Source organism: Faecalispora sporosphaeroides DSM 1294 (assembly GCA_000383295.1).
GTDB lineage: Bacteria > Bacillota > Clostridia > Oscillospirales > Acutalibacteraceae > Faecalispora > Faecalispora sporosphaeroides.
Window position 1 is genome coordinate 152,801 of the sequence record KB911071.1, and the last position, 13,867, is coordinate 166,667.

Below are 13,867 nucleotides of genomic sequence, written 5' to 3' on the forward strand. Positions count from 1 at the left end.
CTTACCCGCCATACACGTGGGGCTTTAAAATACCCACATACGGGAGATTCCGGTAGGTTTCATTATAATCAAGGCCGTAGCCTACAATAAATTCATCTGGAACACGCGTGCCGACATAGTCCGCCGTAATCTGTGCGGTGCGGCGCTCAGGCTTATCGAACAGAGTGCAGATTCTAATGCTCTTCGGGCCGCGCGGCTGCAGAAGCTCCAGTATGTAGCTGAGCGTCACGCCGCTGTCGAGAATGTCCTCCACCACCAGCAGGTCGTAACCGGCGAGCGGCAGATCCAGGTCTTTTGTGATCTTCACCACGCCGGAGGATCTTGTCCCGGCGCCGTAGCTGGAAACCGACATAAAGTCGATGCGGCAGGGGATGTCGATGGCGCGGGTCAAATCCGCCATAAAAATAAAGGAACCTTTGAGCACGCTGACCATCAGCAAATTTTTTCCCTTATAATCCTCGCTGATGCGCTTACCCAGATTGCGGACAATTTCCGCCAGTTTCTCCTCGCTAAACAGAACCTCTTTGATATCGTTGGTCATGAATTGCACTCCTTAACGCTAATGTATGCGATTTGCCCGGTACCCGGGCGGATGCGGGCCTGCTCGGCCACGCCGATGGATTCGATCCACAAAATCTGTCCGTTGTTTTCCAGAAGCAAAAGCCCTCCCCGGCCAGAAACGGGAATTTTCTCCTCGTTCATCAGTTTTTTCAGGCTTTTGGTCACACCCCGGCCCGCCGGTGAAAAGGAATCGCCGGGCCGACGGCCTCTTATGATGGAATTATTCTTTATTGTATCATAATCCAGCGCGTTATGAAATAACCAATTGTGAATTTTTGCCGGTAACTTTTCATATTCCGCGCGGGTCAGTGTTCTTATTATGACCTCTCTGCCCTCCGGTGTCAAGGTTTTCGGCACCTGTAACGGTACGCTCCAGTCATTTTTGCATTTCTGCGGCAAAACGACGCGCAGAACGCCGCTTTCCGCCGCAAAAAAGCGCCCTTCTCCGGCATCGATTTTGCCGGAACCGGCCAAGAGCAGGCGCATGACCGCCTCGGTGCGCTCGCGGGTGAGGGCGGGCAGGCCGGCTTCCCGCGCGATCTGCCGCAGCGCGCGCGACAAAACAGGGCGCGGCAGGCCAGAAAGCGGGGCAATCCTCCAGCCGTGCGGTGCGCGTGCCTCCTGTACCGCCTGTGCGGCCAGAGCGCAAAGGCAGTCCTCATCCTCTGCAAGCAGGTGCGTCATGCGGCCCACCGCCTGCTCAAAGGAGGGGTTCAGCTCTTTGAGCGCGGGGACGACGTCGAGCCGCACACGGTTGCGCGCGTATTGCCGGCTAAAATTGCTCGCATCGGTCACAAAGGGCAGCTCATAGTGAGCGCAGTATTCCTCTACCTGCTCCCGCGTCATGCCGAGCAGCGGCCGGATCACGCGCCCGCGCACCGGCGGGATGCCGCACAGGCCCTTCGTGCCGGAGCCCCGCACCAGGTGCAGCAGCACCGTTTCCGCCTGATCGGAGAGCGTGTGCGCCGTCGCGATTTTATCGCCCGGCCCGCACAGCGACTCAAAAAAGCCGTACCGGATGCGCCGCCCGGCCGCTTCGACCCCTTCGCGGCGTTCGGCGGCCGCCCTGGCCGCGTCTGCGCGCAGCACCCGCAGGGGAATCTGCCGCTCGGCGCAGAACCGGCGCACACATTCCTCGTCCGCGTCGGACGCTTTGCCCCGCAGGCCGTGGTTCACATGGGCCGCGAGCAGCGGAATCCCTGCCCGCCATAAAAAATGAACCAGCGCCATGGAATCCGCGCCGCCGGAAAATCCGGCCACCACGCGCTCCGCGCCGGTCAGCATCGAATAGCGCCTGACCGTTTGCCAGATCAGTTCCTCTGCCGGTGCGCTATTCTCTCTATTCACTGCGGACAACCTCCTGAGAAGTAAATCTCATAAACTCACCCTGCCAGTGCAGGGGAACGGTCTTGAGCTCGCCGTGACGGTTTTTCGCGACGATGCACTCGCCGCTGTTGCGGTCCGCGTCCTCGTCCGGCGCGCCGGGGCCCTGATAGTAATCCTCGCGGTACAAAAACAGAACGACGTCGGCGTCCTGCTCAATTGAACCGGAGTCGCGCAGGTCACTGAGCACCGGGCGGTGCTCGGTGCGCTTTTCACTGGCACGCGCCAGCTGCGACAGCGTTAAAACCGGCACATTCAGCTCTTTTGCCATGATTTTCAGATTTCGCGTGATTTCCGAAATCTCCTGCACGCGGTTGTCGATGCGGCGGGAGCTGGACATGAGCTGCAAATAGTCGATTACGATCAGGTCCACGTCCTTCAGGCGGCGCACCTTGGCCTTCATTTCCGGCACGGTGATGCCGGAGCTGTCGTCAAAATACAGCTGCGCGCGGGAGAGAATGTCCCCCGCTTCGATCAGGCGCATCCATTCGCCCTCGCTGAGCTGGCCGGTGCGCAGCTTGGTGCCGCCGACAAGCGCTTCTGTGGAAAGCAGACGCGACGCAAGCTGCTCCTTGCTCATTTCGAGCGAGAAGAACGCAACGCGTTTATTGGCCACCACCGCCGCATGGCGCGCGATGTTCAGCGCGAAGCTCGTTTTGCCCATACCGGGGCGGGCTGCCAGAATCAGCAGGTCGGAGCGATTGAGGCCCGTGATCGTATCGTCCAGCGCCTTGATGCCGGTGGGGATGCCCTGATACAGATCCCTTTCCGGGCCGTTGAGCAAATCGAGCCGGTCGAACGTTTCGAGAATGATCTCGTTGACCCGCTGGAGTCCCTGCATATTTTTACCGCGACGAATGTCAAATATGCGCTGCTCCGCCGAATCCAGCAGGGTGGATGCGTCCGCGCCGTTTTCGCGCGCGTCGTCCAGAATCCCGCGCGCCGTCTGAATCAGCGAGCGCACATCGTATTTGTCGCGCACGATCTTCGCGTAGGTTTCCACGTTAGAAATCGAGGGCACGATCTGTGCCAGCTGCATCAGGTACGTTTTGCCTGCGGATTCGTCAAAGCGCGGCGTTTCCTTGAGTCGCTCCAGAACCGTCACAAAGTCGACGGGCTGGCCGAGCGTGAACATTTCGAGCATCGCGCCATAAATCAGCACGTGATTGACCTGATGAAAATAATCGGGACGCGGAAGAATTTCCGCGACCCGGTCCAGACAGGTGGAATCCAGCAGAACCGCGCCCAAAACGGACTGCTCCGCCTCGGGGCTGAACGGTAGGTCCATCCCGTCGTATCCAATTGTCAGATTTTCGTGATCCATCCCGAATCCTCCCGACAGGCTGTGGGCAAACGCAATTTATTCGGCCTTTTCGCCCACAACGGCGTATACCTTGGCGGTAACGCTCTGGTGCAGCCGCACCTCGCACTCGTAGGTGCCGAACGCCTTGATGTCGCCAGGCAGCTCGATCTTGCGCTTGTCCACATCCACGCCGAACTGCTTTTTAATCGCTTCGGCGATTTCTTTTGCGGTAACGGAGCCGAACAGCTTGCCGCCCTGGCCCGCCGTTGCGGTGAGCTTCACACTCTTGCCCTCGATGATCTGCGCGGTTTTCTGCGCGGTTTCCAGCTCGGCTTTCCGGCGGAATTCCTTGGCCTCTTCGGCGTTCTTCAGCTCATTCATCGCCTGTGCGTTCGCCTCTTTGGCCAGCTTTCTGGGCAAAAGGAAGTTTCTGGCGTAGCCGTCGGAAACATCCACAAGCTCGCCCTTTTTTCCGCTTCCCTTTACGTCCTGCAGCAAAATTACTTTCATGAAACATTCCTCCGTTTGATCAATAGTAATGCAACCTTCAAAAGCACCGTTGAATTCTTCCCCCACATACAGCGGAGAAAGACTTGCTGATTTTCTCTTATTTGGCACCGCCCTGCGCGGGCAGACTGGGCTTGCTCGCCTTTGCAAGGTTGTTGTTGATGACCGAAATCAGTGTGTCGCGAGCCTGCTGAAGCGTGGTATTCTTCAGCTGCACGGCCGCCATCGTCAGGTGGCCGCCGCCGCCCATCACCTCCATAATCACCTGCACGTTCACATCGCCCAGGGAGCGGGCGGAAATCTGCACCCCGCCGGGTGTGGGGTAGATGACGAACGACGCGTTGACCCCCTGAATCGAGAGCAGCTCGTCGGCAGCCTGCGCCGCGGCGACCCGGATATCCGGCGTCTCCTCGTCCGCGCTGACAATCGCGCAGTTGTTGTAAATCTCGGCGGAGGAAACCATCTGGTATTTCGCCTTGTACGTGTCGATGGTGTTGGAGAACAGGCGCTTGACCTCTACGGTATCGGCCCCCCTGCGCCGCAGGTAAGCCGCGGCCTCAAAGGTGCGCACACCGGTTTTCAGCACAAAATTCTTGGTGTCGAGCATTATCCCGGCCAGAAGGGCCTCCGCCTCCACGCGGGAAAGGGCCTTTTCGCTGATATACTGCACCAGCTCGGTCACCAGCTCCGCCGCGGAGCTGGCGTACGGCTCGTGATAAAATACAATCGCGTTGCTGATGTGCTTTACCATCATGCGGTGATGGTCGATGACGACGACCTTCGGCGCCTGCCGCAGCAGCTCCTCGCTCTCCACAAAATCCTGCGAATGGGTGTCCACTACAATCAGCAGGCTCTTCTGCGTGACAAGATCGAGCGCCTCGTCGGGCGTGATGAATATTTTTTCGTCCGGCAGGGACTGCTCCATGCTTTCTATAATGGGAACCGCCATGCTCTGCGCGCGGTTGACGACGATATACGCCTCTTTGCCAAGGCCCTTGTGCACCGCGCTCCACATGCCCACCGCCGCGCCGATCGCGTCGAGGTCGGAATACTTGTGACCCATGATGAACACTATGTCACATACCTTGACATGGTCGCTCAAGGTCGCCGCAATCACGCGGGTGCGCACCTTGTCGCGCTTTTCCACGCCCTTCGACAGACCGCCGAAAAACTCGTAGGTGCCGTCCTCCTGCTTGACGGCAACCTGATCGCCGCCGCGCCCGAGCGCCATATCCAGCGCCTGGCGTGCCCACAGCTCGCCCTCCGCAAAGGTGGGGGCGCCGCGCCCCACGCCGATGGAGATGGTGGCGCTGCGGTTGTCCGCGCTCTTTACGGTGCGCACCGCGTCGATCACCTCAAAGCGCTTTTTCACATCCTCGCGGATGTGCGCCTCGTCCGTCATAATCAGGTACCGCCCGCCGCCCAGGCGCTCCAGAAAGCTGCCGGTACCCTTCGTCCAGTTCCGCAGCACCTCTTCCACCGCGGCGGAAATGCGGGCGTCTTCGCTGCTGGCGCTGTCGCGGATCAGCTCCTCGCGGTTGTCGAACAGCACGAGGGCCACCACCGGGCGCTGGTCGCTGTAGCGGCGGCTGATCTCTTTGTAATATGTATTGTCCACAAAGTACAGCACATAGCCGTTCCTTGTAGACATGGAATATACCGTATACTGCCGCTGGCCCACCTGGGTATCGATTCCGTCTCCGCCCACTGCCTGCTCCAGAGTATGGGGGGTCAAAAACCGCGCGACATTCTCGCCCCGGCAGTCAAACCCGGGGCTTACCTCACTGGAAAAACGGCTGTTATACCAGATGACATCACCCATTTTTCCCACCAGCACAGCCGGTATGGAAAACTCGTGCAGGGCGCGGTAGTCCGACGCGGAAAGAATTTTTTCCGCACTCTTGACCGCCGTACCTACATACAGCTTAAAATGATGGTTTGCCATGGCCACTGCGGCAAAGGCCAGCACAGCCAGAACCACTTCCGCATAGAAGATTCTGGCATCCCAGAATCTGCTGAGCAGCGCCATGAGCAGCATCACCGCCGCGATGCCATAAAACACGGGTGAGGTAGCCCATATTTTCCGCTTCAAATAAATTTCTCCTTTATCGCAGTTTCACTTTTGAAAAACCGCTGCATTCTCCCCCGCCAGAGGCGCAGGGAGAATGCCTGCTTTCAAGTAAATCGACTCTACAAATCAAACTTCCATGATGATCGGTAAAATCATCGGGCTGCGTCTGGTTTTATCATACAGCATGCGCGACAAATCGTCTTTGATTCGGGTCTTTAGCATGCCCCAGTCGGGCACCTTCCCCTGCGCGTTGCTTTCCAGAACATTATATACCAATTTTCTGGCATCGTCCATCAAACTTTCCGATTCCCGCACATAAACAAACCCGCGGGAGACAACGTCCGGACCGGAAACAACGTGGCCGTCCGCCGCGTCAATGGTGCAGACGACAACGATCAGGCCGTCCTCGCCCAAATGCTTTCTGTCGCGCAGCACAATGCTGCCGACGTCACCCACGCCGAGGCCGTCCACCAGAATGCGGCCGGCGGGCACGCTGGGCAGCTGGCGCATGTAATTCTCGTTGATTTCGAGCACGTCGCCGATGCTGCCGATATAGATGTTCGAGCGGCTCATGCCCATGGCCTGCGCCAGCTGGGCGTGCTTTTGCAGATGCTTCTGCTCGCCGTGAACGGGAATAAAATATTTGGGGCGCGTGATGCCCTGCATAATCTTCAGCTCTTCCTGGCAGGCGTGGCCGGACACATGCACCTCGTACATGGATTCGTACACGACCTCGCAGCCGCGCTTCATCAGCTCGTCGATCACGGTGCCGACCGTCTTTTCGTTGCCGGGGATCGGGCGGGCGGAAATGATGATGAAGTCGCCGGGGCCCACCTCCACCTTGCGGTGGTCGGCAAAAGCCATGCGCGTCAGAGCGGACATCGGCTCGCCCTGGCTGCCGGTGGTGATCAGCACGATCTGCTCTTTGGGGTAGCGGCGGATCATATCGATGTCAATCAGAACGCCGTCGGGAATATCGAGGTAGCCGAGCTCCTGCGCAATGCCCATCACGTTGAGCATGCTGCGGCCGGACAAAGCCACCTTGCGCCCGTATTTTACGGCGCAGTTGATGATCTGCTGCACGCGGCTGATATTCGACGCGAACGTCGCGATGATAATGCGGCTTTTTTCCGCGCGCAGGAACAGGTTTTCAAAGGACCGGCTGACCGTGCGCTCCGTCATGGTAAAGCCGGGGCGCTCCGCGTTGGTGGAGTCGGCCAACAGGGCCAGAACGCCCTCCTTGCCCAACTGGGCAAACCGACCGAGGTCGATCATTTCGCCCTGTGTGGGAGTGCAGTCGATTTTAAAGTCACCGGTGTGCACCAAAGTGCCCGCGGGCGAATGGATCGCGATGCTGACGGCATCGGAAATCGAGTGGTTCACGTGGATGAACTCGCAGGTCATGCAGCCCAGCTTGACCGTATCGCCGGGGCGAATCACGTTCATCTTTACTTTGCCGGCCAGGCCGTGCTCCTTGAGCTTGCCGCCCACCAGCCCCAGAGTAAGGGCCGTTCCGTACAGCGGCAGATTGACCCGTTTGAGCAGGAACGGCAGAGAACCGATGTGATCCTCATGCCCGTGGGTGAGCACGATGCCGCGAATTTTATCAATGTTGCGCTCGACAAAGGTAAAATCGGGAATAACCAGATCTACGCCGAGCATGTCCCCATCCGGGAATGCCATGCCGCAGTCGATGATCATCATATCGCCCTCGCACTCAAACAGGGTGAAGTTCTTGCCGATTTCATTCAGGCCGCCGAGGAAATAGACCTTAATGGAGGGCTTTTCCTTCTGCGGTTCCTTTCTCGGCTTTTTGCGCGCCTGTTTTTTTGCCTGCTTTTGTACCTGGGCAAGCACCTCCGGCAAGAGGGCGCTCTTTTCCGGCTTGCGGGGAGCGCTCTTTGGCGCGTTCTTCGGTGCTTCCTTCGCGCGCGGCTGCCTGCCGCCGCCTTGGCCGCCCTTCTTTTGCGATCTGGGCGCGCTTTTGGGCGCAGCCTTAACGGCGGCTGCTTTTTCCGTTTTCTCCGCCGTCTTCTCCGCTTTCGCCAGCCTGCTCTCTTCCGCTTCCGCGGCCTTCTCCGGCTGCTTGCGGGCCACCACTTTTCCGTACAAGGTGCCCGGCTTCTTTTCAGCGCCGGCAGGCGAATGATTATTCATTTTTTCTGTCACAAAATAACCTCCATTTTAATTTGGGGACACAACCACCACAGCCTGCGCACAAACGGTGCCGCAGACCTACTATGCAGACGCATACAGGGGAATATCCGATTGTCTATATCCATCGCGGGGCTGCCGCGAAAATGAACGATTCACTGCGGATTTTATGAATTCTCCGTGGGGAGAATATCCTCTTATCCGCTTTATATGATTGGTTTTATTGTAACCTGATTGCCGCATGATGTCAAGCACGGCACAAAGCGAAGCCAACCGACGCCCGGCGGTTGCGGTGCGCGGAAAAGGTTGGTATAATAAGACCATACGCCGCACCATACAGGCGGAATCCCCGCTTTGGGCGCGCGGCAAATTCCACCCTGCCGCCGGATGCAAAGCGTCATTTCATCATTTTTATATTGAATTTAATATGATTTGTGTTTGCGGCTTGTGCTGTGATAACTGCGGAATTCCGCTGCTGGGCCGCGGCGGCAGAATACAACATTTCTTGCTTTTATTAAAATATAGTATGCCAACATCTCACAGAAAAAAACAAAGAACGGAGACAGCGGACGTGAAACAAGTAGAAATTTTTACAGACGGAGCCTGTCAGGGGAATCCCGGCCCGGGCGGATGGGGCGCGGTGCTGCGGTACCAGGGCCGCGAAAAAGAGATCAGCGGCGGCGAGGCGCACACCACCAACAACCGTATGGAGCTGAGCGCCGTGATCGAAGCGCTTTCTCTGTTGAAGGAGCCCTGCGACATCACGCTCTGGAGCGACTCCAAATACGTCTGCGACGCAATTGAAAAAGGATGGGCCAAGGCCTGGCGAAAAAACGGCTGGAAAAAGGCTGATAAAAAACCGGCTCTCAACAGCGATTTATGGGAGCGCCTGCTGAATCTGCTGGAGCAGCACCGCGTGACGATCCGCTGGGTAAAGGGCCACGCGGGGCACCCGGAAAACGAGCGCTGCGACCGGCTGGCGGTGGCGGCGGCAGAACAATTCAAAAAGAAACCATAATGTGCCCGATATAAGAACCAACTTGCAGCACACGGAACCGCGCCGGGCACGGCGCACGGAGGAATTCTCATGAACCGATTTGTATATGCAGATAATGCGGCCACCACGCCGATATCCGAGCCCGTACTGCGGGCTATGATGCCGTATCTGACCGAGAGCTACGGAAACCCCTCGAGTCTCTATTCCAAGGGGCGCGAGGCCAAACGCGCGCTCGAGCTGGCGCGCGAGGACATCGCGGAGTGCATCGGCGCGAGGCCCGGCGAACTTTATTTTACGGCTGGCGGCAGCGAATCGGACAACTGGGCAGTTAAGGGGATTGCCCGTGAGCTCGCGCCGCAGGGCAAGCGCCACCTGATCACCACCCGCTTTGAGCACCACGCCGTGCTGCATACCGCTGAAGCTCTGGAGCGCGAGGGCTTTTCCGTCACCTGCCTCAGCGTGCATGAGAACGGTCTGGTGCGCCCCGAAGAAGTATCGGCAGCCATCCGGCCCGACACTGCGCTCGTTTCTGTGATGTACGCCAACAACGAGATCGGCACGATTCAGCCGATCTCGCAGATTGGGGCCATCTGCCGGGAGCGCGGCGTACTGTTCCACACGGACGCGGTGCAGGCGGTGGGAACCCTGCCGATCCATGTGACGGAGCAGAACATTGACCTGCTCTCGCTTTCCGGCCACAAGCTGCATGCGCCCAAGGGGATTGGCGCTTTGTATGTGCGCCGGGGAATCCCGATTCAGAACCTGATCGACGGCGGCGCGCAGGAGCGCGGGCGGCGTGCGGGAACAGAAAACCTTGCGTCGATCGTGGGGCTGGCCGCGGCGCTGCGCGGGGCCAGCGCCGGGATGGAGGAGCGTGCGAAACGCCTGCGCTCTCTGCGCGACCGCCTGATCGACGGCGCGCTGAAGATACCCGGCAGCTCTTTGAACGGCGACCGCGAGCACCGTCTGCCCGGCAACGTAAGCCTTTGCTTTGAGGGGGTCGACGGCGAAGCGATGCTGCTGCTGCTCGACCGTCAGGGCATCTGCGCCTCCTCCGGTTCCGCCTGCACCGCCGGTTCTCTGGATGCCAGCCATGTGCTGCTGGCTCTCGGGATTCCTCCGCAGCTCGCCAAAGGCTCCCTGCGCCTGACGCTGGGTGAGCAGAACACCAAAGAGGATGTGGAGTATATTCTAAGCGTACTCCCGGCGGTGATAGAGCGCCTGAGAGCAAGTTGAACCTGCCTACCCGTTACGGGACAGTCTGGAAAAGGCTTTTACTCCGCCCTCTGCTCCCTCATGGTACTCTGGCTGTTTTCTCTTGGAAACAGCCTCCTTTGGAAGCGATGTGATTAACCAATAGTAAAACCGATTAGGTTTTCAACATACTGTTAACTGATTGTTGAAAACCTAATCGGTTTTAACAAGGGCAAAACAAATTTCACCATTGACAAAGCAGGCAAAATCCGTTATTCTGAAAGCATTCCAAAGAAAGGTACGGTAGTTAAGAGCCATGCGCAATTGCTGATCTGACCAAAACCATTATAAAATGGGAAAACGGGTGGAGTGCGCCCGTTGGTGTCGGATTGGCATATCAAAAAGAATCAGCGCAGGGGCTTGTTCCGTTCGGAGCAGGCTGTATCTGTGTATTTTTGTTATGATCTTTCCGACACATCCAGAGGATGCAAGGAGAGATTTTTTTGATAGTACTGGAACTTTTCGATTTGAAAAAATACGTTGGTGATCGGTTGATTCTCGAACTGCCGCGCCTGACGGTTTACACCGGCGACAAAATCGGCATTGTCGGCCAAAATGGCGCCGGCAAGACGACATTGATGGAGCTGCTGGCCGGAGAGACCGAGCCGGAGGAAGGGTGCGTGCGGCGCATATGCCCGGTTTCGTATTTGCGTCAGTTTTCTCAGGAACAACCCGCCCCCGGGGCAGTCCGACGGTTTCTGCCGGGTGACCGCCTTTCACATGAACGCCTGAGCGGCGGCGAGCAGACACGCCTGAAAATCGACAATGCGCTGTCACGCTCCAATTGCCTGCTGCTGGCCGACGAGCCAACCAGCAATCTGGATTACGCGGGAATTCAAATGCTGACAAAGCAGCTGAAATCCGCCGAAACGCTGATCGTCATCAGCCATGACCGCGCTTTGTTGGACGCTGTCTGCAATCGAATTCTCGAAATCCGCGACGGTGTCGTGACTGATTTCACGGGCAATTACAGCGCGTATGCCCGGCAAAATCAGGCGGCCCTTGAGCGCGCGGAATTGGAATACCGGCAGTACGCGCAGGAGCGGGCGCGGCTGCAACAAGCGATCGTCGGCACCCGGGAGAAAGCAAAGAGCATCCGCAAGGCGCCGAAGCGCATGGGTAATTCTGAAGCGCGCCTGCATAAGCGAATGTCCACAGAAATTACCGAAAAGCTGCATAAAAGCACCCGGGCGCTCGAGTCCCGGCTGGATCGGCTGGAGCAGAAGGAAAAGCCGCGTGGGCAGCCGCGCATTCAGCTCGATTTTTCACGCACCGACCCGCCGCAGAACAAAATTGTGCTTTCCTGCCGGAGCCTGACCTTCGGCTACGGAGATCACCTTCTGTTCCAAAACGCCGGCTTCGGGATCAGAAACCACACGCGCACGGCGGTCATCGGCGAAAACGGCGCGGGAAAGACAACGCTCTTTCGCCTGATCGCAGAAGGAAACAGCGCTATTTCGTGCGCACCCAAGGCCCGCATCGGCTATTTTCGTCAGGAATTTGAAAATCTGGACGAAAATCAGACGGTACTGCAAAACGCGCTGGCGCACAGCGTGCAGCCCGAAAATACGGTGCGCACCATACTGGCTCGTCTGCTCTTCCGCGGCGACACGGTGCAGAAAAAAGCCGCCGTTCTCAGCGGCGGAGAAAAAATCAAGCTGTCGCTCGCACAGCTGCTGGTATCGGATATGAATGTTCTGCTGCTGGACGAACCGACAAATTATCTGGATTTGCCGTCGATTGAAGCGGTCCAGCAAATCCTTTCGGATTACCCCGGCGTGCTGCTGTTCATTTCTCATGACCAGTCATTTGTGGATACGGTAGCAAATCGCCTGCTGCTGATCGAAAACAAGGGCCTCCGCGCGTTCGACGGCAATCTCTCCGATTACCAGAGCCAAGCGAAAGTTCCGCGGCCAAAACCGGACGCTGCACAGCGGATGGTGCTGGAAACACGCCTTGCCCGCATTGTATCCGAGCTCTCGATGCCCGGTGTAAACCGCGAAGCACTGGATGAGGAGTACCGTTCTGTTCTGGAAGAGCTGAAACGCTTATCAGAGAATACACTTTAAAACAGCAAAAAATCCGCCGGTTCTTCTATTTTGCACGTCCTATTATTGACCTTATGGTAATCATAAAACGATTGCCTGCTTCATTAACCAAAAATTTTATGAACAAAAAAGCCCTCCCGGCTCGGGAGGGCTTTCTCTATTCATAAAACCGATCGAAACAGTTCGATCAGATCAGCTCAATGATCGCCATTTCGGCTGCGTCGCCGCGGCGCGGCCCGATCTTTGTGATGCGGGTATATCCGCCCTTACGGTCGGCATATTTGGGGGCAATCTCAGAAAACAGCTTGTGGGTCACATCTTCCTTTGTAATAAAGGAAAGTGCCATACGCTGGTTATGCAGATTGTTCTCCTGCGCCAGGGTAATCAGCTTCTCCGTCAGGGAGCGAACCTCTTTGGCGCGGGTTACTGTGGTCTCGATTTTGCCGTTTTCAAGCAAAAACGTAACCATGCCTCTCAGCATCGCAGTTCTATGAGCAGTATCTCTTCCGAGCTTTCTGGTTCCAGGCATCGAAATATCACTCCTTTTACCTTAGGTTGCAAGTTATTTGCTAATCCGTTATTCGTCGTCCTTACGCAGGCTAAAGCCGAGGGAAGCCATCTTCCACACAACTTCCTCCAAAGACTTGCGGCCCAGGTTGCGAACCTTCATCATGTCTTCCTCAGACTTGTTGATCAGGTCCTCTACCGTATTGATGCCGGCGCGCTTGAGGCAGTTAAAGGAGCGTACGGAAAGATCCAGCTCTTCGATGGTCATTTCCAGTACCTTTTCCTTGCCCTTCTCGTCCTTTTCCACCATGATCTCGGTGCTGCTGCCCTTATCGGACAGATCCACAAACAGATTCAGGTGTTCGGTCAGCACCTTGGCGGCCAAAGAGACAGCCTCCTGCGCGCTGATCACGCCGTTCGTCCACACATCCATGGTCAGCTTGTCGTAATCGATACTCTGACCTACGCGGGTATTTTCGACATTGTAATTCACTTTTAAAACCGGGGTGTAAATAGAATCGACCGGAAGTTCACCAATCACGCTGCTGTTGCTGCCGCCGCGCATGTTCGCCTTGTTGCGTTCGGCGGGAACATAGCCGCGGCCCTTATCCAGAGTCAGCTCCATATACAGCTTGGCGCCATCGGACAGAGTGGCGATATGCATATCGGGATTCAGGATCTCCACTTCACTGTCGCATTTGATGGAATTCGCTGTCACTTCGCCGGGGCCCTCCGCGCTGATCTCAACGGTTTTGGGACCGTCGCAGTGCAGCCTCGCAGTCAATCCCTTGATATTCAGTACGATCTCGGTGACATCCTCTTTCACGCCGGGAATTGTGGAAAACTCGTGCAGAACACCGTCTATCTTAATCGAGGTAACAGCTACGCCCGGCAGGCTGGAGAGCAGCACGCGCCGCAGGCTGTTGCCAAGGGTGGTGCCAAAGCCTCTCTCGAGCGGCTCCACAACAAATATGCCGTGGGTTCCGTCACTGGATAACTCTTCTGTTTCGATTTTTGGCTTTTCGATCTCAATCATCAGCGAACCTCCTTCACACATAAGCAAATTGCTTTGCCGTCATGTA

11 protein-coding genes are annotated in these 13,867 nt (G+C 57.1%); 3 read left to right on the forward strand and 8 right to left on the reverse strand.

Translation table 11 applies throughout. The features are described 5' to 3' along the window. Nucleotide 1: 1 nt before the first annotated feature. From hpt to G340_RS0111610, 6 genes are all read right to left on the reverse strand, one after another. Nucleotides 2–541 carry a hypoxanthine phosphoribosyltransferase gene (gene hpt, locus G340_RS0111585; RefSeq protein ID WP_020073821.1) on the reverse strand — a complete coding sequence of 180 codons (540 nt, stop codon included), beginning with the start codon at nucleotides 539–541 and terminating at the stop codon, nucleotides 2–4. Next, nucleotides 538–1,908 carry a tRNA lysidine(34) synthetase TilS gene (gene tilS, locus G340_RS0111590; RefSeq protein WP_020073822.1) on the reverse strand — a complete coding sequence of 457 codons (1,371 nt, stop codon included), beginning with the start codon at nucleotides 1,906–1,908 and terminating at the stop codon, nucleotides 538–540. The genes hpt and tilS overlap by 4 nt, the downstream gene beginning before the upstream one ends. After that, entirely contained in the window at nucleotides 1,901–3,268 is a 1,368-nt protein-coding gene (gene dnaB / locus G340_RS0111595; RefSeq protein WP_020073823.1) for a replicative DNA helicase, read from the reverse strand. The genes tilS and dnaB overlap by 8 nt, the downstream gene beginning before the upstream one ends. A gap of 36 nt (nucleotides 3,269–3,304) precedes the next feature. Next, nucleotides 3,305–3,757 (reverse strand): 50S ribosomal protein L9, encoded by a 453-nt coding sequence (gene rplI, locus G340_RS0111600; RefSeq protein WP_020073824.1) that lies wholly within the window; start codon nucleotides 3,755–3,757, stop codon nucleotides 3,305–3,307. A gap of 97 nt (nucleotides 3,758–3,854) precedes the next feature. Further along, the gene (locus G340_RS0111605) at nucleotides 3,855–5,846 is read right to left on the reverse strand and encodes a DHH family phosphoesterase (RefSeq protein WP_020073825.1); all 1,992 of its coding nucleotides are present in this window, start codon (nucleotides 5,844–5,846) and stop codon (nucleotides 3,855–3,857) included. Nucleotides 5,847–5,951: 105 nt separating this feature from the next. Continuing rightward, nucleotides 5,952–7,994 carry a ribonuclease J gene (locus tag G340_RS0111610; protein WP_020073826.1) on the reverse strand — a complete coding sequence of 681 codons (2,043 nt, stop codon included), beginning with the start codon at nucleotides 7,992–7,994 and terminating at the stop codon, nucleotides 5,952–5,954. 556 nt (nucleotides 7,995–8,550) lie between these two features. On the opposite strand from G340_RS0111610, the gene rnhA reads away from it, so the two are divergent. From rnhA to abc-f, 3 genes are all read left to right on the forward strand, one after another. Further along, entirely contained in the window at nucleotides 8,551–8,997 is a 447-nt protein-coding gene (rnhA, locus tag G340_RS0111615) for a ribonuclease HI (RefSeq protein WP_020073827.1), read from the forward strand. Between the two features lie 69 nt (nucleotides 8,998–9,066). Beyond that, a complete protein-coding gene (nifS, locus tag G340_RS0111620; RefSeq protein ID WP_020073828.1) occupies nucleotides 9,067–10,212 on the forward strand; it encodes a cysteine desulfurase NifS in 1,146 nt (381 codons plus the stop codon). A 461-nt stretch (nucleotides 10,213–10,673) separates the two neighbouring features. Then, complete coding sequence (abc-f, locus tag G340_RS0111625; RefSeq protein WP_020073829.1) at nucleotides 10,674–12,299, forward strand: ribosomal protection-like ABC-F family protein; 1,626 nt, start codon at nucleotides 10,674–10,676, stop codon at nucleotides 12,297–12,299. A 166-nt stretch (nucleotides 12,300–12,465) separates the two neighbouring features. On the opposite strand, the gene rplQ is transcribed toward abc-f, so the two are convergent. Both rplQ and G340_RS0111635 read right to left on the reverse strand, forming a co-directional pair. Further along, a complete protein-coding gene (gene rplQ / locus G340_RS0111630) occupies nucleotides 12,466–12,807 on the reverse strand; it encodes a 50S ribosomal protein L17 (RefSeq protein WP_027103984.1) in 342 nt (113 codons plus the stop codon). A gap of 48 nt (nucleotides 12,808–12,855) precedes the next feature. Further along, nucleotides 12,856–13,821 (reverse strand): DNA-directed RNA polymerase subunit alpha, encoded by a 966-nt coding sequence (locus G340_RS0111635; RefSeq protein ID WP_020073831.1) that lies wholly within the window; start codon nucleotides 13,819–13,821, stop codon nucleotides 12,856–12,858. Nucleotides 13,822–13,867: the final 46 nt, after the last annotated feature.